This window comes from Sagittula sp. S175, from assembly GCF_049800975.1.
Classification (GTDB): domain Bacteria; phylum Pseudomonadota; class Alphaproteobacteria; order Rhodobacterales; family Rhodobacteraceae; genus Sagittula.
This window is the reverse complement of the sequence record NZ_JBNAGB010000027.1, coordinates 43,796-69,238: the sequence shown is the minus strand read 5'-3', so window position 1 is coordinate 69,238 and position 25,443 is coordinate 43,796. Positions and strand designations below refer to the sequence as shown.

Annotated in this window: 15 protein-coding genes, 1 tRNA gene, 2 rRNA genes and 1 pseudogene (1 of these 19 running past the window's edge); 7 read left to right on the top strand and 12 right to left on the bottom strand. The window is 60.2% G+C overall.

Annotation, left to right across the window (positions count from 1 at the left end; genetic code table 11):
* The 3 genes from ACP16H_RS23070 to rrf all read left to right on the top strand — a co-directional run.
* Positions 1-20: transfer RNA gene (locus ACP16H_RS23070), tRNA-Ala, on the top strand (it extends 56 nt beyond the left edge of the window).
* A gap of 449 nt (positions 21-469) precedes the next feature.
* Positions 470-3,292, top strand: a 23S ribosomal RNA gene (locus ACP16H_RS23065).
* Positions 3,293-3,377: 85 nt separating this feature from the next.
* Positions 3,378-3,492, top strand: a 5S ribosomal RNA gene (gene rrf, locus ACP16H_RS23060).
* 104 nt (positions 3,493-3,596) lie between these two features.
* On the opposite strand, the gene ACP16H_RS23055 is transcribed toward rrf, so the two are convergent.
* Positions 3,597-5,597: an ATP-binding protein gene (locus ACP16H_RS23055; protein WP_425074584.1), complete on the bottom strand. Its 2,001-nt coding sequence runs from the start codon at positions 5,595-5,597 to the stop codon at positions 3,597-3,599.
* 184 nt (positions 5,598-5,781) lie between these two features.
* On the opposite strand from ACP16H_RS23055, the gene ACP16H_RS23050 reads away from it, so the two are divergent.
* Positions 5,782-7,542: a sensor histidine kinase gene (locus ACP16H_RS23050; protein ID WP_425074583.1), complete on the top strand. Its 1,761-nt coding sequence runs from the start codon at positions 5,782-5,784 to the stop codon at positions 7,540-7,542.
* The gene (locus ACP16H_RS23045; protein ID WP_425074582.1) at positions 7,539-7,982 is read left to right on the top strand and encodes a response regulator; all 444 of its coding nucleotides are present in this window, start codon (positions 7,539-7,541) and stop codon (positions 7,980-7,982) included. Before ACP16H_RS23050 ends, ACP16H_RS23045 begins: the two co-directional genes overlap by 4 nt.
* Positions 7,983-8,015: 33 nt before the next feature.
* Here the strand turns inward: ACP16H_RS23045 and ACP16H_RS23040 are convergent, their stop codons facing one another.
* The 5 genes and pseudogenes from ACP16H_RS23040 to ACP16H_RS23020 form a co-directional block, all read right to left on the bottom strand.
* Positions 8,016-8,426 (bottom strand): response regulator, encoded by a 411-nt coding sequence (locus tag ACP16H_RS23040; protein WP_425074581.1) that lies wholly within the window; start codon positions 8,424-8,426, stop codon positions 8,016-8,018.
* Positions 8,427-8,512: 86 nt separating this feature from the next.
* Positions 8,513-12,226: a chemotaxis protein CheB gene (locus tag ACP16H_RS23035; protein ID WP_425074580.1), complete on the bottom strand. Its 3,714-nt coding sequence runs from the start codon at positions 12,224-12,226 to the stop codon at positions 8,513-8,515.
* Between the two features lie 110 nt (positions 12,227-12,336).
* Complete coding sequence (locus tag ACP16H_RS23030) at positions 12,337-13,272, bottom strand: glycosyl transferase family protein (protein ID WP_425074579.1); 936 nt, start codon at positions 13,270-13,272, stop codon at positions 12,337-12,339.
* Positions 13,269-15,932 (bottom strand): molybdopterin-dependent oxidoreductase, encoded by a 2,664-nt coding sequence (locus tag ACP16H_RS23025; RefSeq protein ID WP_425074578.1) that lies wholly within the window; start codon positions 15,930-15,932, stop codon positions 13,269-13,271. The genes ACP16H_RS23030 and ACP16H_RS23025 overlap by 4 nt, the downstream gene beginning before the upstream one ends.
* Before the next feature lie 50 nt (positions 15,933-15,982).
* Positions 15,983-17,212 (bottom strand): annotated as a pseudogene (locus ACP16H_RS23020) (NAD(P)/FAD-dependent oxidoreductase); the annotation flags it as partial.
* Between the two features lie 125 nt (positions 17,213-17,337).
* Here ACP16H_RS23020 and ACP16H_RS23015 point away from each other — a divergent pair.
* Both ACP16H_RS23015 and ACP16H_RS23010 read left to right on the top strand, forming a co-directional pair.
* Entirely contained in the window at positions 17,338-17,628 is a 291-nt protein-coding gene (locus ACP16H_RS23015) for a BrnT family toxin (protein WP_425074577.1), read from the top strand.
* Positions 17,576-17,872, top strand: coding sequence for a hypothetical protein (locus tag ACP16H_RS23010; RefSeq protein ID WP_425074576.1), 297 nt, complete (start codon positions 17,576-17,578; stop codon positions 17,870-17,872). The genes ACP16H_RS23015 and ACP16H_RS23010 overlap by 53 nt, the downstream gene beginning before the upstream one ends.
* A 10-nt stretch (positions 17,873-17,882) precedes the next feature.
* On the opposite strand, the gene ACP16H_RS23005 is transcribed toward ACP16H_RS23010, so the two are convergent.
* The 6 genes from ACP16H_RS23005 to ACP16H_RS22980 all read right to left on the bottom strand — a co-directional run bounded on the left by ACP16H_RS23005 (position 17,883) and on the right by ACP16H_RS22980 (position 25,442).
* Entirely contained in the window at positions 17,883-19,565 is a 1,683-nt protein-coding gene (locus ACP16H_RS23005) for an ABC transporter ATP-binding protein (protein WP_425074575.1), read from the bottom strand.
* A 20-nt stretch (positions 19,566-19,585) separates the two neighbouring features.
* Positions 19,586-20,668, bottom strand: a complete 1,083-nt coding sequence (locus tag ACP16H_RS23000; protein ID WP_425074574.1) for an ABC transporter permease — start codon at positions 20,666-20,668, stop codon at positions 19,586-19,588.
* Positions 20,669-20,859: 191 nt separating this feature from the next.
* Entirely contained in the window at positions 20,860-22,224 is a 1,365-nt protein-coding gene (locus tag ACP16H_RS22995) for a CmpA/NrtA family ABC transporter substrate-binding protein (protein WP_425074573.1), read from the bottom strand.
* A 275-nt stretch (positions 22,225-22,499) separates the two neighbouring features.
* Positions 22,500-23,672, bottom strand: coding sequence for a CmpA/NrtA family ABC transporter substrate-binding protein (locus ACP16H_RS22990; protein WP_425074572.1), 1,173 nt, complete (start codon positions 23,670-23,672; stop codon positions 22,500-22,502).
* Complete coding sequence (locus tag ACP16H_RS22985; protein ID WP_425074571.1) at positions 23,669-24,253, bottom strand: ANTAR domain-containing response regulator; 585 nt, start codon at positions 24,251-24,253, stop codon at positions 23,669-23,671. Before ACP16H_RS22985 ends, ACP16H_RS22990 begins: the two co-directional genes overlap by 4 nt.
* 109 nt (positions 24,254-24,362) lie before the next feature.
* Positions 24,363-25,442: a DUF1513 domain-containing protein gene (locus tag ACP16H_RS22980; RefSeq protein ID WP_425074570.1), complete on the bottom strand. Its 1,080-nt coding sequence runs from the start codon at positions 25,440-25,442 to the stop codon at positions 24,363-24,365.
* Position 25,443: the final 1 nt, after the last annotated feature.

The window sequence follows — 25,443 nt, the reverse complement described above, 5'->3', positions numbered from 1 at the left end:
GATCCCCCTAGTCTCCACCACTCACTTCACTTGAGTGAAGCGAGGTCTTAACGTCGAACGATTGTATCGGTAAGCATCTGCGGATGTTTACCCGTCCAATCGGACGCATCATTCACATCGTATAGAGAGAAACAATCAACATTGCTTGATTGCCATAAGTAGTTGGCAATCTCGGTTGGTTCGCCCCGTTACCGGGAAAGCCGCAAGGCTGGATCGGGAATGGAACAAGGCGAAGGTTCTTCTTTGGTCTAGCCGGCCGAAGCGGAATATCCCTTCCGAAACGAGCAATCGTTGTCCAAGTCAAGTACACTAACCAAGTCACTTTAACCGAGTGACAAGTCCTCGCGACAACGCGAGGGCGGGAAAGTATGCTTTGTCCGGTAAGAGAGCGGGGCGGTCTGCCGACCGTGTCACTCTTTGCGAGGGCCACACGAACCAGCGTGGCATCAACCTTGCTCTTACTGGATCAAATCAAGCGCGAGAAGGGCGTTTGGTGGATGCCTTGGCAGCAAGAGGCGATGAAGGACGTGATACTCTGCGATAAGTCATGGGGAGCCGAGAATAGGCTTTGATCCATGAATCTCCGAATGGGGCAACCCACCTGATACTCTGTTGTAATTGCCTTCGGGCAGCCTACAGCGGGGTAAACCAGGTACTTCTTACCTGAATACATAAGGTTTGAAGAGCAAACCCGGGGAACTGAAACATCTAAGTACCCGGAGGAAAGGAAATCAATTGATACTCCCCTAGTAGCGGCGAGCGAACGGGGACCAGCCGAGCCTTGAGAACGATCAGAACATGCTGGAAAGCATGGCCATAGCGGGTGACAGCCCCGTATGAGAAGTTTGATGGGACGTATTAAGTAGGGCGGGACACGTGAAATCCTGTCTGAAGATCGGAGGACCACCTTCGAAGGCTAAGTACTCCTTGCTGACCGATAGCGAACCAGTACCGTGAGGGAAAGGTGAAAAGCACCCCGACGAGGGGAGTGAAACAGTACCTGAAACCGAACGCCTACAATCAGTCGGAGCTTCCTTGCGAAGTGACGGCGTACCTTTTGTATAATGGGTCATCGACTTGGTCTATCTAGCAAGCTTAAGCCGTTAGGTGTAGGCGCAGCGAAAGCGAGTCTTAATAGGGCGTCGAGTTAGATGGATCAGACCCGAAACCGAGTGATCTAGGCATGACCAGGATGAAGATAAGGTAACACTTATTGGAGGTCCGAACCCACACCTGTTGAAAAAGGTCGGGATGAGTTGTGCCTAGGGGTGAAAGGCCAATCAAACTCGGAGATAGCTGGTTCTCCGCGAAATCTATTTAGGTAGAGCGTCATCCGAATACCCCGGGGGGTAGAGCACTGGATGGGTAATGGGGCCCCACAGGCTTACTGATCCTAACCAAACTCCGAATACCCGGGAGTACTAGATGGCAGACACACTGCGGATGCTAACGTCCGTAGTGAAGAGGGAAACAACCCTGACCTCCAGCTAAGGCCCCCAATTCATGGCTAAGTGGGAAAGCAGGTGGGACGACCAAAACAACCAGGAGGTTGGCTTAGAAGCAGCCATCCTTTAAAGATAGCGTAACAGCTCACTGGTCTAATCAAGTTGTCCTGCGGCGAAGATGTAACGGGGCTCAAGCCATGAGCCGAAGCTGAGGATGCACATAGTGCATGGTAGCGGAGCGTAGTGTGACATAGCACTCATCCGTATTTGCATCCCACGGGATGTAATGACGGATAGAGTGCTTTCTGTGAAGCCGGGGCGTGAGCCATCCGGTGGAGAGATCACTAGCGAGAATGATGACATGAGTAGCGACAAAGAGTGTGAGAGACACTCTCGCCGAAAGTCCAAGGGTTCCTGCTTAAAGCTAATCTGAGCAGGGTAAGCCGGCCCCTAAGGCGAGGCCGAAAGGCGTAGTCGATGGGAACCAGGTTAATATTCCTGGGCCAGAAGGATGTGACGGATCGTGGCGGCGTGCAGGTCTTATCGGATTGACCTGTATCCAAGACGGTTCCTGGAAATAGCCCTTCATGAGACCGTACCCTAAACCGACACAGGTGGACTGGTAGAGTATACCAAGGCGCTTGAGAGAACGATGTTGAAGGAACTCGGCAAAATACCTCCGTAAGTTCGCGAGAAGGAGGCCCGGTACATGAGTGCCGGGGGCACAAACCAGGGGGTGGCGACTGTTTATTAAAAACACAGGGCTCTGCGAAGTCGCAAGACGACGTATAGGGTCTGACGCCTGCCCGGTGCCTGAAGGTTAAAAGGAGGGGTGAGAGCTCTGAATTGAAGCCCAGGTAAACGGCGGCCGTAACTATAACGGTCCTAAGGTAGCGAAATTCCTTGTCGGGTAAGTTCCGACCTGCACGAATGGCGTAACGACTTCCCCGCTGTCTCCAACATCGACTCAGCGAAATTGAATTGCCTGTCAAGATGCAGGCTTCCCGCGGTTAGACGGAAAGACCCCGTGCACCTTCACTACAGCTTCGCACTGGCATCAGTCACAACATGTGCAGGATAGGTGGTAGGCTTCGAAGCAGGGACGCCAGTCCCTGTGGAGCCTCCCTTGAGATACCACCCTTGTTCTGATTGATGTCTAACCGCGGTCCGTTATCCGGATCCGGGACCCTGCGTGGTGGGTAGTTTGACTGGGGCGGTCGCCTCCTAAAGCGTAACGGAGGCGCGCGAAGGTTGGCTCAGAGCGGTCGGAAATCGCTCGTTGAGTGCAATGGCATAAGCCAGCCTGACTGCGAGACTGACAAGTCGAGCAGAGACGAAAGTCGGCCATAGTGATCCGGTGGTCCCAAGTGGGAGGGCCATCGCTCAACGGATAAAAGGTACGCCGGGGATAACAGGCTGATACTGCCCAAGAGTCCATATCGACGGCAGTGTTTGGCACCTCGATGTCGGCTCATCTCATCCTGGGGCTGGAGCAGGTCCCAAGGGTATGGCTGTTCGCCATTTAAAGAGGTACGTGAGCTGGGTTTAGAACGTCGTGAGACAGTTCGGTCCCTATCTGCCGTGGGTGTAGGATACTTGAGAGGAGTTGCCCCTAGTACGAGAGGACCGGGGTGAACGTTCCACTGGTGGACCAGTTGTCGTGCCAACGGCAGTGCTGGGTAGCTATGAACGGACAGGATAACCGCTGAAGGCATCTAAGCGGGAAGCCCCCCTCAAAACAAGGTATCCCTGAGGACCGTGGTAGACCACCACGTCGATAGGCCGGAGATGTAAGTGCAGCAATGCATTCAGTTGACCGGTACTAATGGTCCGATAGGCTTGATTTGATCCAGTAACAGCCAGGTTACAAATCAAAGCATACACACAAGTGTAAAACACTTGGACAACAGTTGATCGTGTCTTTTTCCTCGGTTTGGTGGTCATAGCGAAAGCAATACACCCAGTCCCATCCCGAACCTGGCCGTTAAGTGCTTCCACGCCAATGGTACTGCGTCTCAAGACGTGGGAGAGTAGGTAACCGCCAAACCTAGTAAAGACACAACTCTCTATATAAAATGTGAAATTCTAAAAGGCCGTCCCTCTGGGGCGGCTTTTTGCTTTGCTAAGACGCCAGCATTATCAATCATCTTCCTATGTTGTTTGCGTCAGAGCGCCAAAAAGATGCGTGACGCCATCACGACCCTCCGCGAGCGGCAGTAGCAGTCTCTGCCCGCTTTCCGGGATGTCCTGAACGTCAGCCAAGCCACGTAGACAGCGTAATATCGCGTCCCTGATGTTCCCCAAGTAAGCTTCGTGTTCCGCAGTGATCTCCAATCCCGTCAGGTCGGAACCCAGACGACGTTCCATCTCGGAACCCGCCCAAACGAAACGCAGCATCGGCAAGCCGGTTTCATGTTGGCGATCACAGGCGATCAGGAAGGAGCAGTCCGGTTGCGGAGCCTGGAGGTCGTTGACCAATGCGCAATCGGGCAGGGCGTGAAGCCGGTTGACCTGTTCGAACCACAAATCAAAGGCCGACCTCATCGCGGGATTCGACAGGGTCTGTCCGGCCTGCGCTGAAATCTCCAATGCCCGTAGGCTCAAACCTGCACCTGGATGGCGTTCCAGGTGCTCTAGAAGCGCCTGAGACAGGCTGAGTTCAGAGATCGGCTTGTGCAAGGTTGCGACGCCGGACAAGGGTTCCCGATCAGTGGTCATGCAAATGATGCTGCATCGTGGGGCCAATTGCTGCAGCTCTGCAATCAGCGCCTCGACATCGTCCACCACGGTATCGATATCCAGCAAGATAAGGTCCTTGGGGGCGGCGGTGAGCGCTGCCAAAGCCTCGCGAGGCGTTTTTGTACGGGACACGTCGTAGCGAAGCCCGATGAGCAGGTCGGCGAGAGCTGATGCCAATCGATCAGACGCTTCGACCAACAGGATCCGCGCGTCGCCATGCAATTCGGGCAACTGAATGCTGCCCGCAAGCTCGATCATCTCGCCGCGCAGGATGGCTCGCGCCAGATAAATGTCAATGCGGGTGCCTTCGCCTTCGGTGCTGGTGACGTGCACCGTTCCGCCGCATCGCTGCGCCAGATTATACGCCGATTGCAGGCCCAGGCCGGTGCCCGCGCCCCTTGGTTTGGTCGTGAAATAGGGCTCTCCCAGCCGCGCCAGAACTTCCGGGGACATGCCGGCACCGGTATCTTCGATCGAGAGGCACAGATAATCGCGCGGAAAGGTCCCCTCGGGCCGATCTTCCAGCGGGACATTACGAAGACTGACGCGAACCTCACCGGACCGTCCAGCTTGCCGAATGGCATCACATGCATTGGACAGGAGGTTGAACACGACTGCCGCAAACCGACCGGGTTCGCAATAGACGCTCCAACTGTCCTCAGGCAACAGCAATTCAAGCCGGTTACTATGGCCAATCAATTGCTGCATCAGACCGCGATCACGATCCAGCATTTCCGAAGGATCTGCCAACTCGGGGCGCAAATCGTCCTTTCGTGAAAAATCGAGCAATTGACGGAGCAGCGTCCGGCCACGCTCCACCGAGGCATCCACCTCGTCGAACAGAGTGGCATCGACCTGTCCGTCAAGCTTGCGTCGCACGATGCGTTGCGCGGATGTCATCACCGACAACACGTTGTTCATATCGTGCACCACCGAAGCGACGAAGGCGCCCATCGTCTGGACCTTGTCGGAGTGACTGTTGACTTGTTCCAGAACGCGAATGCGCTCGCGTTTGGTTTCCAGACGTCGCATCAGCTGGGCGTTTGTCTGGCGCAGCAGGGACAATTCGTCCTCGAGCGCTTGGTGCTTGGCTGTCATCTGCAGCAGCATTGCATTTCCCGCCGTATCGGGCAGCTGCGTCAGAAACAGCGTCCAATGCGGGCCCTGCATCCATTCGGGCAGGGCAGGCAAGTTGAGAGTGGCGCTGCCGGTGGTTCGTGCTTGTTCCAGAGCGTTTGCGATCGACTGGCTGTGCTCTCGCCCCCACCAGTCGGTGACCGGCTTGCCGGAGACGAGCGCCTCGAGGTCAGGGGAAAAGGTGCTGGCCGCGTCCGATCCAGTCCACTGTGCGTGGCCGTCGGGCGTCAACAGAGCAATGGCGATATTGCGTCTAGGGTCTGCTGTGTCGATCATGGTATAAGACGTACTTTTCGGAGCGCCAACGGGCCGCCCCGCGCTGCCACAATTATGAAGGTTAGTTATTTCCTTTTTGACTTTCAAGCGGTTGCAGATGGTTGATCAGTGCATCTTCGGTCGGAAGCCCGATTACGGGCATTGATGGGTTTGGACTGTGAATGTGTTCCTTTAATGCTAGTTTGTGATTGCCGCCGCATCTCATAGCGAGGACACGTCGATCTTACGATTCAATCTGACTTTCTGGCCAGTTGTTGCGCTTTGCGCTCTGGTGTTCCTGTCGATCTGGGGCGCGGCTCGTCTGGATCGCCTCACCCAGAGTTTCGAGCGGACGAGCGCGACATTTGTGCAAATGGAACGCGCGTTGGGCTACGTGGGCTTCATCCACCATTTCAAGAACTATATTCTGCGCCCGGGTGAAGATCGCTACCTTGCCATGGCGGTGGAGGAGTACCACGAAACACTGGACGCAATTTCGCAGTTGGACGCGTTGATCGCAGAGTTCGAGTTGACAGCCAATCTCCAGGATCTGAGGGCGACGGTGGAACTGTACGGCTCGATGCTGCCAGTGGCAGAGGCGATGCGCAGGGACGGGGCTACAATCCGGGAAATAGATGACGCAGTCCGAATTCCCGACGAAAAGGCCGAGCTGAACCTGGCGCGACTGGAACGGCAGATCCTGGGTCAACTCAAAGCCAAACGCGACGAGGAAGCACGCCTGCGCTCGTCGATTTATGCGCTTGCTGCGGCGTTCTCCATTGTGGCGATCGTCGTGACGTTTCGTGCCGCGACGGGAACCCAAAAGTCACTTCGGTTCCTGTCCTCTGTTCTGGACCGTGTCGACATGAAGGTTTGCATCACTGACTCTCGCGGCAAGATTGCATTCTTCAACCGGGCCTTTCGCGATTCCTACATGAAATACGGCTGGACCGTGCGGTCGGGGCAGGAATTGGCCGACCTTGCTTTGCATGTGACACCCCATCTTGTCGATCCGCGCATGGCGAACGAGGTTTTGTATCGGGAAGGAAGCGCGCATTCGGAGCGTGATATCTTTTACAAGGATGGCACGATCGAACACCTCAGCGATGACCGGCTGCCGGACGGAGGGCGCATGTTCCTTCGGCGCGATGTCACCGAGGCACGCATCAAGGAACAGCAGGCTGCGGCCGAGCGTGCCTCGATGATCGCACAGCTGCGCGCGTCGAACGAAGAACTCGAGAACTTTGCCAATGTCGCCTCGCATGACCTTCAGGAACCGCTGCGAGGGATTGCAATCAACGCGGGCTTCCTGATGCGCGAGGAGCTTTCGCCGAGCGCGCGTCAACGGCTGGAACGCATGGTCAGCATGTGCCGCCGCGAGCAGGATATGATCGACACGCTGCTGCGATACGCCCAGATAAACCGCATGGATTCCGCTACCCTGATTGAAGATCCGGAGCCAAGCGTACACGCCGTGATTTCGGATCTTGCGTCCATGATCTCCGAGGCCGATGCCGTGGTGACGGTCGAGACCGAATTGCCGCTTGTCCTGTGTTCTCCGGGCAAGCTGCGCAGCCTGTTCCAGAACCTCATCGAGAATGGGTTGAAATACAACGACAGCGCCACACCGCGCGTCGGGGTGGGCTTCCTTCACCAGACCCGCATCAATGGAAAAGACATGTCCGACGTTTTTTATGTTCGCGACAACGGAATTGGCATCGCCGAACAGGACAAAACGCGGATTTGGGATATCTTTACTCGCGGATCAGATGCGGAAAAACACGGGGGAGGGCGCGGCACAGGGGCGGGTCTTACCTTTGTCAAACGGATCATCGAGGGCTATGGTGGTATCATAGACTTCGAAACATCACCCGGCACGGGGACGAGGTTCTACTTTACATTGCCTTTGGCAACCGTCGAAGGTGAGGTAAACGATGCGACGCCATCAGAAATGGAGACCACATGAAAGGCATCCGGCGGATCATGATCGTCGAGGACAACGACGATGATTTCGAAGCTTTGTCGATGGCTCTGGAAGAGAGCGGGAGCGGTCATACGCCGATCATCCGCTGCTCCACCGGGAAGGAGGCGCTCGAGCAATTTGATCGAATGCGTCAGTCCAGACGACCCGCCGAAGAAAGCCCACGACTGATCCTGTTGGATCTGAAGTTGCCTGACATGGCCGGTTCCGTGCTTCTCGAAGAAATCAAGTCGGACGCGCGTCTGCGTCAGATCCCGGTCATCGTCGTGACCAGTTCCTCAAACAACAGCGATGTGAACAGGTGTTACGACAACGGTGCGAACAGTTACGTTCGCAAGCCGCTTGATCTGGATGGTTTCTCCAGCATGGTCGAACGGCTGCGCGGTTTCTGGTTGGAGACCTCGGAATTGCCAATACCCGTCTGAGGGGCGACCAACATTCGCAAAGAGGTGCCTGGCCTAGCGACTGTTGCGGGTGTGACGTTTCCAGCGCATCGCCTCTTCGACGGCAGAGCGCAGCATTTCGGAATCCAGCCCGCGTTTCGTCAAGTAACGAACTGCACCGGCCTTGCGAGAGGCGACGGAAATCTGGTCATTTCCCTGACCCGACATTGCCACTGTCGGCAGGTCGGGCCATCGTTTGCTGAGGACTTCCAGAAGGGAAACCCCGTCGTCCGGCCCCAGCCGATAATCGACGAGGGCACAATCGGGAGAATGGTCTTGAAGAAAGGCAATGGTGTCGGCGGCATTCCTGGTCGAGGCGAGAACCACAAGGCCCGCGCGTTCCGCGAGATCTGTTAACTGTTCCACGTCTTCCGGGAAATCGTCAACGATCAGTAGACCGTATGAATGCACCTTCTCGTCTCCCATCGTATTGTCGCCCGACCATTTCGGTTTCCTTTAAGGATCGCAATCCTTTCGGTTCAGCGCAACCGCCTCGGTCATCGTTTACACCGTCATTCGCCTGAGGGAAGTGTCAACTGCAACACCACTCCAGATGCGCCCTGGTCGTGGGACACAGAGATATCCGCATTCATCAGGTCGATCATACGCCGACACATTGCAAGGCCGTCGGGCGTCCCATGCAAAAGAACCGTGGCGGCATCTGCCGGAGAGCGCAATGGGTCATAGAACGCGTCGTCCGTTGGCGCGGCTGTATCCCTTATCTGGATGATGACGCGACCGGGATTGGCCTCTACCTTCTCCGACCCGATCTCGATGCGTCGTGCCTGGCTCGTTGAGGCATTCATCAGAAGAGCTTCGAACAATCCGATCAGCACTTCAGTCAAAGCCTCGGGTATCACATTGACGGTGACCAGCGGCCCGAAACGAAAATCTATACCAGCTTGGACAAAGCCATGCTCCAGCCGACGCATAACCGCCTTGAGGATATCTGAAAGCGGGGTATCCACGCTCGCCAGCGTATTGGGGGGCAGGGACAGAGTACCCAAAACCTCGCCGATCTGTTCCTGCATATTGGTCAGCACGGCGTCTATCTTGTCCAAGGCGGACTGCGGCGTCGATCCGTTCCCGAGCAGCGCGCCTTGTGCGCTCGTGAGGTGCTTTACCGTGGCGGCCAGATCCATGGCTCCCGTCAGCGCGCGCCGTCGCGCGCCGTCATCGCGCTCTATCAACTCGAACTCGCGGCCCTTGATGGTGGCGATATCGAACAGGACACCACTGACCCGGTCGGCTCTGCCACTGGCATCTCGCGAAATAACGCGGCCACGCACCTGAAACCAGATCTTGTGGCCTTCTCGGTGGAGCAACTGCAAGTCCAGCGACAGAACGGCGTCCCTCTCCATCCCATGCAAATGCGCAGCCACTGCTGCGCGGGCCGTTTCGCGATCTTCAGGGGCTATCAGACGGCTCCAGCCCTGAATGTTGTCCGGGATTTCCAACTCGCCATAGCCAAGTGCATTTTTGAGGCGTGGGCTGAGGTAGGATTTGCCTGTGTCCGGTGTCCAGTCGAAATACCCCGCCAATTCGCTTTCCAGCATCACGTCCAGACGTTCGCGGTGGTACTTCAGATCATGTTCCAGCAACTTGACATCCGTGATGTCCCGCATGGTGATGACCGACCCAACCACTTCTCCCTCGGAATTGTAGTAGGGGCGTGTGCGGACGCGCAGCCACCCTCCGTCCATGCGGCTCAATTCTCGGGCGCTTTCTTCGGCGGCCTCCAAAGCCAGCCGGGCGTCGTCCCTCAGGTTGGCAATGGAGTCCAGGGGCAGTACGGTGGAAAGGTTGTCCAGCGGTTGTCCCAGCATTGATCCGTCGATGTTTACGAAAGCCCCGAGTCCCGCGCTGAACCGGCGCACCCTCATGTTCGCCGACAAAACGAGGACGCCGATTTCGGCCGTTGCCATAAGGTTTTCGATGTCCGAATAGGCCGCTTCCAGTTCTACGATCCGCTCCTGATGTTCGGTGTTGACCGTATGCAGCTCTTCGTTGATCGACTGGGTTTCCTCGTTGGTCGCCTGCAATTCTTCGTTCGCCGCCGAAAGTTCCTCGTTCGCGGTCTGCAATTCCTCGTTCGACGCGCCCAGATCCTCAGCCGTGGCGCTCAGCATATCCTGCAATGCCTGCACCTCATTTTCGAGGTGCTCGATATAAGCGTCATGCGGCATGTCGATGGTGTCCTGCCCGGCAAGGACAGGCCGCGGAGGCGGCTCCTCCACGAAATGGAAACTCACGGCGTAGACCAGCCCATGTGTGCCCCATTCGACCCTGCGCGCGGTGATATCGACCTTTCGGATCACGTCTTTGTCGATCAGACGGAGGCCGGGGCGCTTTGACACGTGTTCGCTTTGCGCGCGCCGAATGATCAGCATGATGGAACTGCGCAGCCGCTCGTCCACCAATTCCAGCAGGTAAGGAGAATAGCCGTCCTCTGGGAACCGCAGCAGGGTCTTCACGTCGCCGAAGGAGCGGATCATCCGGGCGTTCTCGTCCACCAGACAGATCGCCGTCTCTGCTTCTTCCAACGCAAAATAGATCAGCTTCTGCAGTTCTTCGTCCGGCATCCTGTCCTGCAGGTTCAATCGCCGCGCCCGGGGCATCCGCATTCCCGAAGGCAGCGAATATTCCATCAGCTTGCTGATGCTTTCCCGGGTGCTCGATGGAATACGCTGGTTTTCGTAGATGCGCATTTTCGGCACGACGGGCTTGAACATCGTGCCATGATTGCCGGGCGTCTCTGCCGCGCCCAGCACGAGAAATCCGGCCTTGCGCAGGCTGAATGAGAACTGCGTGATGACGCGAGCCTGTACGTCCGGGCTGAGATAAATCAGAAGATTTCGGCACGTAATGAGGTCTATGCGCGTGAACGGCGGGTCCTCGACGACATTATGCACGGAGAACACCACGCGCGTCCGGATATGAGGCGAGATGCGGAACCCATCGGGTGTGGCATCGAGAAAGCCTTTCTCGCGGAACTCCTCGGGAATCTCGTCCAGCAGACTTGTTGAGAACAAGCCTTGCTTTGCCATGGTGATGGCGCTTTCGTTGGCGTCCGTGGCATAAATCCGGAAATCCCGCTTCAGACCTTGGGTGCTGCGATAGTCTTCCATCAACATGGACAGGGTATAGGCTTCTTCCCCCGTGGAACATGCCGCGACCCAGACCCTGACCGGTGTGTCCTCCGCACCCTCTTCGAACAGTTTCTTCAGGACACGCTCACGAAAGGCCATCCAGACGGGCAGATCGCGGAAAAAGTTGGTCACTCCGACGAGGAACTCCCGCGACAATGCATTCGCTTCCTGGGCGTTCGTCTTGAGTTCCTGAAGATAGGCCTTGGCATCGATATGGCCGCGCAACGCCATGCGGCGGACGATGCGGCGCATCAGCGTCGGCGTCTTGTAACTTGTGAAGTCGATTTCGGCATTGGCACTGACCAATTTCAATATCGAGTGGAATTCAGGGCTCAAGGAAACGCCGTCCTCTGGCTCTATGACGCCCTTGTCGCGCAGGTCGATGTAACGCTCGATCTCCGGCAACATGTCCTCGGCGGGCAGAACCTTGTCCACCAGTCCGGTAGCGATGGCCGTGCGCGGCATGCCGTCGAACCCGGCCAGTCCGGGATCCTGCACCAATATGAAACCGTCGTGATCCTTGACCGTCCGAATGCCGCGGCTGCCATCCGACCCGGTGCCGGACAGGACGACGGCAATACTGCGATTGCCAACCGCTTCGGCGAGCGACGTAAAAAACAAGTCGATTGGCAAGTTCAATGCGGGCTTTCGCACCTGAGTGGTCAACGAGAACCGCAGGCCTTGAGGCGCGGGCTGTTCCGGGCTCGTCCGTTCTACTGGCCGGGGTTCTGCAGAATGTTCAGCGACATCTGTCGGCGTGCCCTGGATGACGATGTTCGCTTTAGGCGGGATCAGGTAGATCTTGCCGGATTCAACCTTCATGTCGTCATCGACTTCGAGAACCGGCAACCATGTCTCGCGGCTCAGGATGTCCGGCATCATGGATTTATAGTCGGGAGATATGTGCTGAACGATGACAAGGCTATGAGGGAAGCTCTGCGGCAGGCTGCTCAGGAACCGCTTGATCGCGTCAAGACCACCGGCCGACGCACCGATGGCGATAATGTAAAAACTTGTATCGACCTTGCCCAGCTTTCGGTCTGCAGGTGTGCCGATATTGATGTGCTCATCGTCCATTTTCTGATCCGCTGATTGGACGTGAACAGCCTATTGGTGTTTCCAAAAATTTCACCCCAATCTTGGCGAGTGTCGCCGGTCCGGTCCAGCGGGTCAAGGGTGCGAAGTCGTCAGCGATGCTCCCAAAGGAACGCGGCAAATCTTTCATCGCCAAGAGTTTCCAATGCCAACTGTGCCGTCCCAAGAACCATCTGCCGGGCGAACTCAGGCCCTTGATCGTCCCTCCACAGATCGAGCAGCGCGGACTGCGGCAATTCAAGGTCAGCCAAGCGCATCCCGTCATCGATCAGGCCCGGCTGGTCGCCTTGCCAAGGTGCGCCGCGGCGCAGGCCAAAGCCTTCGACCAGCTTGCCGGGATGCCGCTCGAATTCGCCGCCACCGCCCTTGATGACGCTTAGATTGTCCCAGCCCAGCAACTGCGCCGCGTCGGCCTGTAACAGCCGGTACGATGGGTGAAAGACCCCCTGAACGCTGGCCGTTGCGCGACCGGGATTCAGCATCCGGCAGACCGTGTTCACGCAGGACCGCAATCCCAGCACGCCGCGCAGCTTCAACAAGCTGAACAGGGCAGGGTGCATCTCTTCGAGCGGCATGTAGACCAACCCGTCACGCGCCAGCGCTCCTTCGGCCTCTGTTGCCGTGGCAGCGCAGGCGATACCCAGCGTCCTGACGCCTTGGCGCACCGCCGCATCGGGCCCGTTCCAGCCGTGGATCAGGACGCGATGGCCCGCACTGGCGAGTAGCTTGGCCGAAAGCAGAAACCACGGCAGGCCACGGGTGCGCCCTGCGGCGTAGCTCGGCCAGTCCAGATCGACCTGGGGCAGGGGGCCTGCCGCCGCTTGCGCGGCCTCGGCCAGTCCCGCGATTTCCTCCGCCGTCTCACCCTTCATGCGCAGGAGCATCAACAGCGCACCCACTGCGTGCGCGTCCGCGCCGTGAAGCATCAAGCCCATGGCTTCAGACGCTTCGTCGCGGGTCAGGGACCGGGAACGTCCCGGCCCGCGTCCCAGCGTGCGCACATGCTGTGCGAGCGTCGTGTCATTCACTCGGCGGCCTCTTTTACCTGTGCCCGTGCCAGCAGATCTGCCAGCTCTGGACGACAGCTGCCGCAATTTGTGCCCGCCTGCAAGGCCGCACCGATTTCCTCGACCGTCAGCAAACCGTCGCTTTCGATGGCGCGAAGGATCGTATTCACGCCGACGTCAAAGCAGGCACAGACCGTGGCACCTGGATCTGGGCGGTCCGCCGGGGCGCGGCCCGACAGCAATCCAAAGTCCGGAACGTCGGGCAGGGTGGCTATATAGTCGCGCATCACGGCCACAGGCTGCGGCGAGACGAACAACGCCGCCACCAACTGGCCATTCACCCGGAAGGCAAGGCGCGCAGTCCCCTTGGCGCGGTCCTCAAGGATCGACATCTCGGCATCGGGCAGTCCGAACATGTCACGCGCCGTTGTCTCCCAGTCGGATGGCGCATCGAAACCGGCCATTTCAGCACGATGGCCCGCCTTGGTCACCGAACGTGCCCAATAGTCTGCCGCCGGGCGGAAGTCCTGCGCCGATACGGCAAAGCCATACCACGACGCCTGCATCCGCGTGACCTTGACCACGCTGGCCTTGCTTTCGGGCTGGCCGGACAGCGGGTCGACCTCGGGGGCCACTACCGCGTCGATCCGGGCGGCAGGGGCGGTTTCGCCCGTCCAGTGCATCGGGGCAAAGACCTGTCCGCGCAGCACGTCATCGGTGATGCGGGCGCGAAGGATGGCACGCCCCTGCGGGCTTTCGACCACGCACAGATCCGCCGCGCCGATGCCATGCACCTCGGCGTCGGCCGGATGGATTTCCAGGAAAGGCTCGGACAGATGCGCCGCCAGACGCGGGCTCAGCGCCGTGCGGGTCATGGTATGCCACTGGTCGCGCGTGCGCCCGGTATTCAGACGGAAGGGAAAGCGTGGCTCCAGCTTCGACGCCGGGGCCCGCCAGGAGACCGGCACCAGTTTCGCTTTGCCATCCGCGTGAAAAAACTGCCCATCCGCAAAGAACCGGCCACCGGTGCGATGCGCGCTGACGGGCCAGCGCACCGGCTCCAGCGCCTCGTATCCTGCCTCGTCAATGCCAGCTAGTCCGCTGATGTCAAAGTCCTTTCCGAACCGGCCCGCGATCCCGGACAGCGCCGCGTACTCGCGAAAGATCTCGACCTCGGAGGTATAGTCGAAGGCCGCGCCAAAACCCATGCGCCGCCCCACTTCGGCCAGCTGCGCCCAGTCGGGGCGTGCCTCGCCCGGAGCAGACAGGACCGCCCGCTGACGCGAGATCGTCCGGTCAGAGTTCGTTACCGTGCCGTTCTTCTCGGCCCAGGCCGTCGCTGGCAGCAACACATCCGCCAGCCGCGCCGTATCCGTCTGCCCGGTCACGTCGCTGACCACGACGAAATCGCACCCGGCGATGGCATCACGCACCGCATCGGCGTCGGGCATGGACACGGCGGGGTTGGTGTGGATCACCCACAGCGCCTTGATCCGGCCATCCCCCACAGCGCGGAACATGTCCACCGCCTTCAGCCCCGGCGCATCGGGCACCCGTTCGCAGCCCCAGAAGTCGCGCACCGCCGTGCGGTGATCGGCATTTTCCAGATCGAGGTGGCAGGCCAGCATGTTCGCCAGCCCGCCCACCTCGCGGCCGCCCATGGCGTTGGGCTGTCCCGTGACCGACAGAGGCCCGCACCCGGGCTTGCCGATCCGCCCCGTCGCCAGGTGGCAGTTCAGGATCGCGTTCACCTTGTCCGACCCGCTGGAGGACTGGTTGACCCCCTGGCTGAACACGGTCACGACCTTTTCGTGGTCCAGCCACATCTTGCAGAAGGCCGCGATGTCCGCCGCATCAAGGCCCGTAACCATCTCGTCGTCGTTCATCGCCTTGCGCAAGGTTTCATCAAATCCGGTGGTCCGCGTCAGGAAGGTCGCATCCACGCGACCGCCCTCGTAGATCTCTGAAAACAACCGGTTGAACAGCGCCACATCGCTGCCCGGCTGCAATGCCAGATGCAGATCGGCGCCGTCGCAGGACGCCGTGCGGCGGGGGTCGATGACCACCAACTTGGTGCCACGTGCCTTCCGTGCTGCCACGACACGCTGATACAGCACGGGGTGGCACCATGCCATGTTCGATCCGACCAGAACGATGAGGTCGGCTTCTTCGAGATCGTCATATGTCTGCGGAACCGTGTCCGTGCCAAAGGCGCGTTTGTGTCCTGCAACGGTCGACGCCATGCAAAGTCTTGAATTCGTGTCAATATTCGCAGTGCCAAGGAACCCTTTCGCCAGTTTGTTGGCAACGTAGTAATCCTCGGTCAGCAGCTGGCCCGAAACATACAGCGCAACCGAATCCGGCCCGTGCTCGACGATGGTGCTGGAGAAGCGGTCTGCCACCAGTTGCAGTGCCTCGTCCCATCCGGTCGCGCGTCCGTTCACCATCGGCGTCATCAGGCGGTGGCCCAGACCCACGGTTTCGCCCAAGGCCGAACCCTTGGAACATAGCCGTCCGTAATTCGCGGGGTGATCCGGGTCGCCGCGCACCTCCAGCCCGCCCGCACCATCCGGTGTCAGCAGGACGCCGCATCCGACGCCGCAATAGGCGCAGGTCGACCGCTTCGTGACGCGGGTCTCTTCGACCATGTCAGCCGAGGGCAGGGGGCTCGTTCCGTCCATCACTCTTCCTCTTCTCCGCGTGCCCCTCTGTTGGGGGCCGTTACCCGTCAGGCCGCGAGGCTCGACCGGCTCAATTCATTTCCATCTTGCGCGTCAGGGCCGAAAAGCAGCGTTTCGCGCATGCTCGATACGTCGGCCCCGTCGCGGATCAGCTGGTGGAACCAGTTCGCGCCGTCTGTGTCGCCGTACATCACCGCACCGATCAGCCGATGGCCCTCAAGGACCAACCGCTTGTAGACATTGCGGGCGCGGTCGCGGAACACGATCTCCTCGCGTCCTTCTCCGCCCGCGAAGTCCCCCGCGCTGAAGACCTCGCAGCCGGTCACCTTCAGCTTGGTCGACAGCTCGCGCATCTCGAACACCGCTTCACCGTCGGTGAGCGTGGTGGCCAGCACCTTTGCCTGATCGTAAAGCGGTGCCACGAGGCCAAAGAGATTTCCGTCGAATTCAACACATTCCCCCAGCGCATAGACGCCCGGAGTGCCGGTGCGCATCGCAGCATCGACATGGATCGCCCGCCCGCAGGTCACGCCCGCCGCTTGCGCCAGACCCGCCGCGGGGCGAATGCCCACCGCCATCACAACGATCTCACAGGGCAGGATGCGCCCGTCCTTCAGCTTTACGGCCTCGGCACGGAGGTCCCCGACAATCGCTTCGGTCGAGGCTCCGAGGATCACGTCGATCCCCTTGGCCTTCAGATCGCGTGCCAGTGCCGCGCCCGCTTCGGGGTCCAGCTGGCGCTCGATCAGGTGGCCCATGAGGTGCAGGACGGTGACCTCGGCCCCACGCGCCCGCAGGCCCGCGGCTGCCTCCAATCCCAGAAGGCCGCCACCGATCACCACTGCCCGCGCACCGGGGCGCGCCGCGTCGATCATCCTTTGCGTGTCGTCGAGGTCGCGGTAGGCCAGCACGCCGGGCAGGTCATGCCCCGGCACCGGCACGATGAAAGGCGCCGAGCCGGTGGCGAACACCAACCGGTCATAGCCCATCGCACCGTGCTCGCCGGTCACGATGCGTTTCTCGGTATCCACCGCCAGTACCTTCTCGCCAAAGCGGCAGGTCACGCCACGCGCGGCGTACCAGGCGTCGTCATGCGTGACGATCTGTTCATAGGTCTTTTCGCCGGACAACACGGGCGACAGCATGATCCTGTTATACGTCCCGCGCGGCTCGGCGTTGAACAGTGTGATGTCGTAGCGCCCGGGAGCCTCATCCGTCAGATGCTCCAGCAACCGCCCCGCTGCCATGCCTGCGCCGATGATGATGAGACGTTCGGTCATTGAGTGGACTCCCGGTCAACCGGAAGTCTGTGCTCCGGGAACCCCGAAACGTGTTCTGCGTTTGCCCCAAGGTGACCTCTGGTATAGAATTTATTGAGTTGGATGCTTAGCCAAGGGGTGATCGAGTGACCTTCGAATGGGACGACGCAAAGAACGCCGCCAGTATTGCAGAGCGCGGCATCGACTTTGTGTGCGTCCACCAATTCGACTTCGCCAGCGCCTTCATCGAGTCCGATACCCGTTGCGACTATTGCGAGGACCGCGTTCGTGCCTTGGGCCTGATCAAGGGAACGCGCCGCCAGCTCGCATTCACTTTGCGAAACGGCAACATCCGCGTTATATCTCTGAGAAGAGCCAACGCCCGTGAGCGCCGCAGATATGACCGCGAAACCGCTGCCAAACCCGGAAACGCCTGACGTCGACACGCCCGAGTGGACCGACGCCAATTTCCGTTGGGCCGTGCATGCGCGCGACTTCGACGGCGACGTATTTGCTGTCACGGCGTTCCTCAAATCCCGTGCCGAGTTTTTGGCAAAGGCCGAGGCTGCCGGCATACCGCGCGACACTTTCCTGCCGTTCGACCCGAACCGCCCGGGTTTCGAAGAGCGCGCAAAGGCGCTCCTGAAACTGGCCGATGCCGTGGGCTGGGCTGCCGAGTAAGCCATCCCTGTTACTCCGCCGCGATGGCCTTTGGGGCCACCTTCGCCTTGGGCTTTGCGCCGTGCTCGTATTCCTCGAGGAAATCCAGAACGTCCTGACGGTAGCGGTAATAATCCGGGTGCTCCAGCAGGGCCTTGCGGGTGCGCGGGCGGGGCAGGTCCACGTCCACGATCTTGCCGATCGTCGCCTGCGGCCCGTTGGTCATCATGACCACGCGGTCCGCCAGCAGGATCGCCTCGTCCACGTCATGCGTCACGCAGACAGCCGTGACTTTGGTCCGGTCCCAGACCTCCATCAGCACTTCCTGCAACTCCCAGCGCGTCAGCGAATCCAGCATGCCAAAGGGCTCATCGAGCAACAGCAGCTTGGGCGACAGGGCAAAGGCCCGCGCGATGCCGACGCGCTGCTTCATTCCGTTCGACATGTCGGCGGTCGACCGATCCATGGCATCCGCCAGACCGACACGCTCGAGGTAGTATTCCACCACATCCTGCCGCTCGGCCTGCGAGGCCTTGGGGTACACCTTGTCCACGCCGATGGCGCAGTTCTCGCGCGCGGTCAGCCAGGGGAAGAGGTTGGGCGACTGGAACACCACGGCGCGTTCCGGGTCCGCGTCGCGCACCTCGTAACCGTCCAGCTTGATGACGCCTTTCGACACCGAATTCAGCCCCGCCGCCATAGTCAGCACGGTCGACTTGCCGCAGCCGGAATGCCCGATCAGCGAGATGAATTCTCCCTTGTTGAGCTTCAGGTTGAAGTCCTCGACCACCGTCAGCGGACCCTTGGGCGTCGGGTAGATCTTGTGCAGCTGCGAGAACTCCAGGTACTTCTCCTCGATCCCGCTGGCCGCGGCTTCGCGCACAGCCGCCGGCACCGTGTGGTTCGGCTTGATGCCCGGCAGCACGCGCACGCCTTCGGTCTTGGCCGACATGCCCACATCCATCAGGTAGCCGGTGACGTCCTTGCGCAGCTGCTTGAACACCTCGTCATGGTTCATCTCGCCCCGGTCGCGCGGGCGCGGGATGGTGACCTTGAATTCCTCGCCCAAAGTCCCGTCCGGGTTCAGCGCGATGATGCGATCCGCCAGCAGGATCGCCTCGTCCACGTCGTTGGTGATGAGCACGCAGGTCTTCTTGTCCTGCTCCCAGATGTGTTCGATCTCGTCGGCGAGGTTGGCGCGGGTCAGCGCATCGAGCGCAGACAGCGGTTCGTCCAGCAACAGGACCTCCGGCGACATCGCCAGCGCACGCGCCACGTTCACCCGCTGGCGCATCCCGCCCGACAGTTCCGCCGGACGACGCGTCGCAGCGTGGTTCAGCCCCACCATCTTGACGTAATGCGCCACTTTCGATGCCTTTTCTGCCGCTGGCATCTTGGGGAAGACAGAGTCCAGCGCCAGCCGAACGTTCCCCTCGACCGTCAGCCAGGGCATCAGCGAATAGCTTTGGAAGATCACGCCACGCTCCGGCCCCGGACCTTCGACGGGCTTGCCCTTGAAGGTCACGGCGCCTTGCGTCGGCTTTTCCAGCCCCGCCATCAGGTTGATCAGTGTCGTCTTGCCGGTGCCGGAGAACCCCAGGAGGACAAGGAACTCGCCCTCCTGAACGTCCAGATCGATGTTCTTCAGAACCTTCGTGGCGGCGGTGCCGGTGCCGAAGGACTTGGACACATTGTCGAACTTGAGAATGCTCATGATGGGTTCCTCTCAGCCAATCAGCGCTGGTTGGTGAAGGTAAAGAGCGACTGGAGGGCGAACATCACACGGTCCAAGAGGAAGCCGATGATGCCGATGGTGAAGACCGCGACCATGATCTTGGCCAACGAGGAGGACGAGCCGTTCTGGAATTCATCCCACACGAACTTGCCCAGGCCCGGGTTCTGCGCCAGCATCTCTGCGGCGATCAGAACCATCCAGCCCACACCAAGCGACAGACGCAGGCCGGTAAAGATCAGCGGCAGGGCCGAGGGCAGCACCAGCTTGGTGATCTTGGTCCAGGTGTTCATCTTCAGCACCTTGGAGACGTTCACCAGGTCCTTGTCGATCGAGGCAACCCCAAGAGATGTGTTGATCAGCGTCGGCCAGAGCGAGCACAGCGTCACGGTGACAGCCGAGATGATGAAGGATTTCGCAAACAGCCCGCCTTCGGCAGCGGCCACGGCCGAGACGATCATGGTCACGATGGGCAGCCAGGCCAGCGGCGACACGGGCTTGAAGATTTGCACCAGCGGGTTGATCGCGGCATTGGCGGCAGGGGACAGACCGGCGAGGATGCCCAGCGGCACCGCCACGATGGTCGCCAGCAGGAAGCCGAAGAACACGGTTTTGATCGAGGTCCAGATCTGCTGGTAGTAGGAGGGCGCGCCGGTATAGGCCACGTCCTTGACCTGATCAGCCTTGCCGTCGGCGATCAGCTTTTCATTGCGCTTTTCCACCATGGCTTCGAATTTCGCCTGCTTGGCGGCCTTGGCCTGCGCGTCCTGATGCAGGTTGACGGCTTCGGTCCAGACCTGCGCCGGTCCGGGCACCGCGCCCAGCGACGTTTGCACCTGCGGCGCCAGCGTCCCCCACAGCAGCAGGAAGCCGATGATCGCCAGCACGGGCACGACCAGCAGCCGCCAGATTTCCTTCATCTGCGCCTGCGGGTTGTCCCCGGCGGCGGCCTTCAGCACCGGCGTGACCCAGGACAGGCCGATCACCTGGAACCACTTGTCGGCTTTGTTGATGCGGGTGAACAGACGCGCGCGCCGCGCTTCGCGGTCGGCCTCTGCGGTGAAGTTCGGATCGACGGTTGTCATCTCTTGTCCTCGCTGCATCGCGGCGCTCTGCCACGGCGTGCTTAAAATTTAGGCAAACCCGCGATGCTGCACCTGCGATACGCATGGTTTGTGCATGGGTTGTGCATGGATTGTGCATCGGCCGTGATGCGATGTGTTTCTGCGGCTGCATCCGTTCGCAGCCGCAGAAGATTTCAGGGACATACCGGGCGTCAGCCCTTTACCTCGGTGCCTTCGACGATCTGTTCGCCCTTCAGGCCGATCGGCAGGCTTTCCAGGTAGGCGTTCGGGGCCTTGCCGTCATAGCCGATGCCGTCGATCACGTCCCCGGCCGGGGTCGGCGCCTTGTAGCCATCGCTGTCCCATGGGAAATCAGCCTCGTTGGCCAGACCCTCGTCCACCAGCAGGCGGGCCGCTTCGAGGTAGATTTCCGGCTTGTAGACCGACTTCGCCACTTCGTCGTACCACGAGTCCGGCTTGGCCTCGGCGATCTGGCCCCAGCGGCGCATCTGCGTCAGGTACCACACGGCATCCGAGTAGAACGGGTAGGTCGCATTGTAGCGGAAGAACACGTTGAAGTCGGGAACGTCGCGCTTGTCCCCTTTTTCATACTCGAACGTCCCGGTCATCGAGTTGGCGATCACTTCCGGGTCGGCACCGACGTATTCCGGCTTCGACAGGATCTCCACCGCTTCCATGCGGTTGGCGTTGTCGTTCTCGTCCAGCCAGATGGCGGCGCGGATCAGCGCCTTGGTCACGGCCAGCGTCGTGTTCGGGTACTGCTCGGCGAACTCGGCGGTGATGCCGAACACCTTCTCGGGGTTGTTCTTCCACAGCTCGTAGTCGGTGATGACCGGAACGCCGATGCCCTTGAAGACAGCTGCCTGGTTCCACGGCTCACCCACGCAGTAGCCGTCGATGGTGCCGGCCTCCAGCGTCGCGGGCATCTGCGGCGGCGGGGTCACCGACAGCAGCACATCCGCGCCGATCTGCCCGGAGATGTTCTCGGGTGAGTAGAACCCCGGGTTCAGACCGCCCGCCGCCAGCCAGTAGCGCAGCTCGTAGTTGTGGGTCGAGACCGGGAAGACCATACCCATGTTGAAGGGCTTGCCCTCGGACTTGTACTCCTCAACCACCGGAGCCAGAGCCGACGCGCTGATCGGGTGCTGCGGCTTGCCGTCCGCATCCATGGTCAGGTTCGGCTTCATCTTCTCCCAGACGGCGTTCGACACGGTGATGCCGTTGCCGTTCAGGTCCATGGAAAACGGCGTGATGATATGCGCCTCGGTGCCATAGCCGATCGTCGCCGCCAGCGGCTGACCGGCCAGCATATGCGCGCCGTCCAGCTGCCCGCCGATCACGCCGTCCAGCAGCACCTTCCAGTTCGCCTGCGCTTCCAGCGTCACGAACAGCCCTTCGTCCAGGAAATAGCCCTGCTCGTAGGCCACGGCCAGCGGCGCCATGTCGGTCAGCTTGATGAAGCCGAACTTCAGTTCGTCCTTCTCCAGCGCCAGTTCCGCGAAGGCCGGGCTCACCATGGCAGTGGTGGCGGCGAGGGCGGCAAGGAATTTCTTCATGGTCACGTCGTCCCTTTATTGTCAGGCTCAAGGCCCAAAAAACAAAAGCACCGCAGTCACAATCCAACGCGGGAGGAGGTGCGTCGGACAGTGAGCTACGGTGCTCCGGTGCTCCCGATCATCGGGAAGAATTTCGTACCAGGCCACGCCCTTGTGACCCGGTGATTTGATGATTCACCCAAAGCGGTCGACCGATCAAGGGCGATGCTGCATCGCAGCGGCATCCTGCCGCAGAAAGGCGGACTTTAGCGAAACCTTTGATTAAAAATCGGGCGCTATACCTTGAGCGGATCAAAAACGCGCCCGTCAAAGAACGCATCCTTCATAAGCGACAGGTGCCCCGCATTGGATGCAACAGCCGTAGGGGTCAGAATCGATCCCTCCAGTTTCTCCGAGGCGCCGGGCATTTCGGCGCCGGTGCCGGTCAATTGCTGGCGGTAGATGTCGCTGCGGAAGACGCTGCCCGCAGTTTCCATGGCTTGCCGCACGTCCAGCCCATTCCGGACCGCAAGTCGCGCGCCGATCCACTTTGCCTGGCTGCGCCAGGGGAAATTAGCCGCGCCATTGTGGAACACGACAAAATGCGGGCAATCGCGCTGCTCGCCGTGGCCTGAAACCGTGAACCGGCCTGACAAGGCGCGGTCAATCATTTCGGCGGGCACGTTCAGGTAGCGGGCGCGGGACAGGATCTCTGATGCCGACCCGCGCCGGTCGTCGTCCTTCAGCCAGCGTCCCGCCTTCCAGACTGCGCGCATCAGGCGACCCAAGAGGTGCGGCTCCGTCTCGGCCCAATCTGTGCGCACGCCCAACACCTTTTCCGGGCTGAAGGCCCAGATTGCGTTCCCCGGTATCAGCAGCGCACCTGCGCGGCTATCCACCGCCAGTGACCCCCAAGGCTCGCCTACGCAAAATGCATCCACATCACCATCGGCCAGAGCCCGCGCCATCAGAGGTGGCGGCACGGTCCGCACCTCGTAGTCGATGTCGGCGAGCGCCGAATTCGAAATCCAGTAATCCAAGAGTTCCTGGTGCATTGAGAAGGGAAAGGGCACGCCAAAAGTGATCTTGCCGTCCACCACATCGGCGAGCACCTCGGCGGCGCGCACCGGGTCCTGGAAGTCAAAGAAATAGCCCTTCGCGCGCATTTTATCTTCAAGGGCGCGGCTGACGCCGATCACGTCGCCATTCACCGAAAGCACCGAGACGGCAGATATGTCCTGCCGCACGCCGCCCAGTCCCAGCGCCATGGCGACCGGCATGGCCGACAGCATATGTGCCGCGTCCACCCGTCCGAAGGCCAGCATGTCCCGCAGAGACGACCAAGACGACGCGGGTACGAGGTCTAAAGCGAGCCCCTCGGCTTCGGCAAAGCCCATTTCCTGCGCGATAATCAGTGGGGCTGCGTCCACGAGCGGGACGTAAGCGACGGGAACTTCGACGGTTTTCATGCAAGAAGCCCCGCCGTGGTGACGATGGCCTCGGCCACTTCGGCCACCCGACGGCCTTGATCCATTGCCGCCTTGCGCAACAAGGCGTAGGCGGCGGCCTCGTCGATGCCCCGCGCCTTCATCAAAACGCCCTTGGCGCGGTCAATGACTTTGCGTTCTTCCAGCGCGCGCCGGGTTTCCAGCAGTTCGCGGCGCATTTGCTGTGTCATCTGGAACCGGGCAATCGCCGCGTCCAGCACCGGTTTCAAACGGTCCGGATGCAAACCATCCACCACATAGGCGGACAGGCCCGCTTCGATCGCCTCGCGCGCCAAACCGCCCGCCGCCCCGCCTACGAACATCGCAACCGGGCGTTCCATCGGGCCGGAGGCCAGCGTCAGTTCCTCAAGCATGTCACGCGTGGGGTTGTCCACGTCGATCAGCACGACATCCGGGCTGAGCGCAGCGATGCGCCGCGCCAAGGCAGAGACATTGCCGATGACATGCACGTCAAAGTCACCGCCGGCCTGCAAGGCATCCATGATCGAGATCGCACGATCCCGGTCTTCTTCGACGACGACGATGGTTAGGCGGTTGCTCATACAGCCTTTGTGCCTGTCCGCTGGTCGAGTGCAAGCCGCTATCGTGCCGCATTGCTTCGTTTCAGTGCAAATGCCTGTAAATGTGGCTCAATCCCCGGGCGCAGTGCATCTATGCGCCAATTGGTACGATATGGTTGTCCCATGCCAGTTTGTGCGGCTGCATTGCATTGGAAGTGCCGTCTTCGATGGTGTGAAATCCGCCCAGCCCTGTCGAGGCGACAAACCCCTTGGTGCCCGCCGCCAGCCCGCAGACATCCTCCAACGGAACTTCGTGCAGAAACTCACCTTTGTCAGATGAAAAAATCTGCAGGCGTCCGCCCATGGGTGATGTTATGGCCACCTGCGACCCATTCCCGGAAAAGGAAACGCTGCCGGCATAGCCTTTCATCAACTCGTGACGCGGACCGTCGGCCATGGCCCAGGTGGGGTATTCACCGCGCCGGTGCAACATCAAAAGGGCAGGGGCATCGGCCACATCCCCTTGCCACTGAAGCGCCAGCGCCACGCGCCCAGAGGAATCTACTGCAAGATGCCGCATCGAGTTCAGATGCTCCTCTGCGGGCGGCTCGACGGTTTCCAGAACCTCCCCCGAAAGGGAGACATACGTCAGGTTCGGAGCCATGACAGGCAGGTTCAGCTTGGTGCGGCCGGAGTCGGGATGGGTCTCGATTCCTCCATTCGCGATCACCAGCGAAGCGCCGTCCGGCATGAGCCGAAGGTCGTGCGGGCCGACACCCCCAGAGTCGAACTCGCCTAATCGGCGATAGCCGCCGAAAACATCCCACATTCCGATGATGCCTTTTGCAGTCTCGAAATCGTTTTCCGTGGTGAAAAGAATAGATCCGTCAGGGGAATATGCTCCATGGCCGTAGAAATGTCGCCCGGCAGGAGCGGTAAGCTCAGCTTTCAAGGCTCCGGAAAGACAATCCAGAACAACAGCGTAGGTGCCCGGTCGGCGGGCAAAAGCCACCGCCTCTGCGCGTTCGGGATGCGCCGCTGCCGCATGTCCTCGGGCGGGCAATGAAACCGAGAATAGACTTTCACCCTTCTGCGAAAGGCCGTGCAACGCGTATCCGGCACCATCCTTTGCGGCTGCCAAAAAGCTTGGTGCGCCGACATCGGCCCAGCCGCGCGAAGGCATCAGGCCCGCGGCAATCAGCCCATTCAACATGCTTCGGCGTGACAGCATC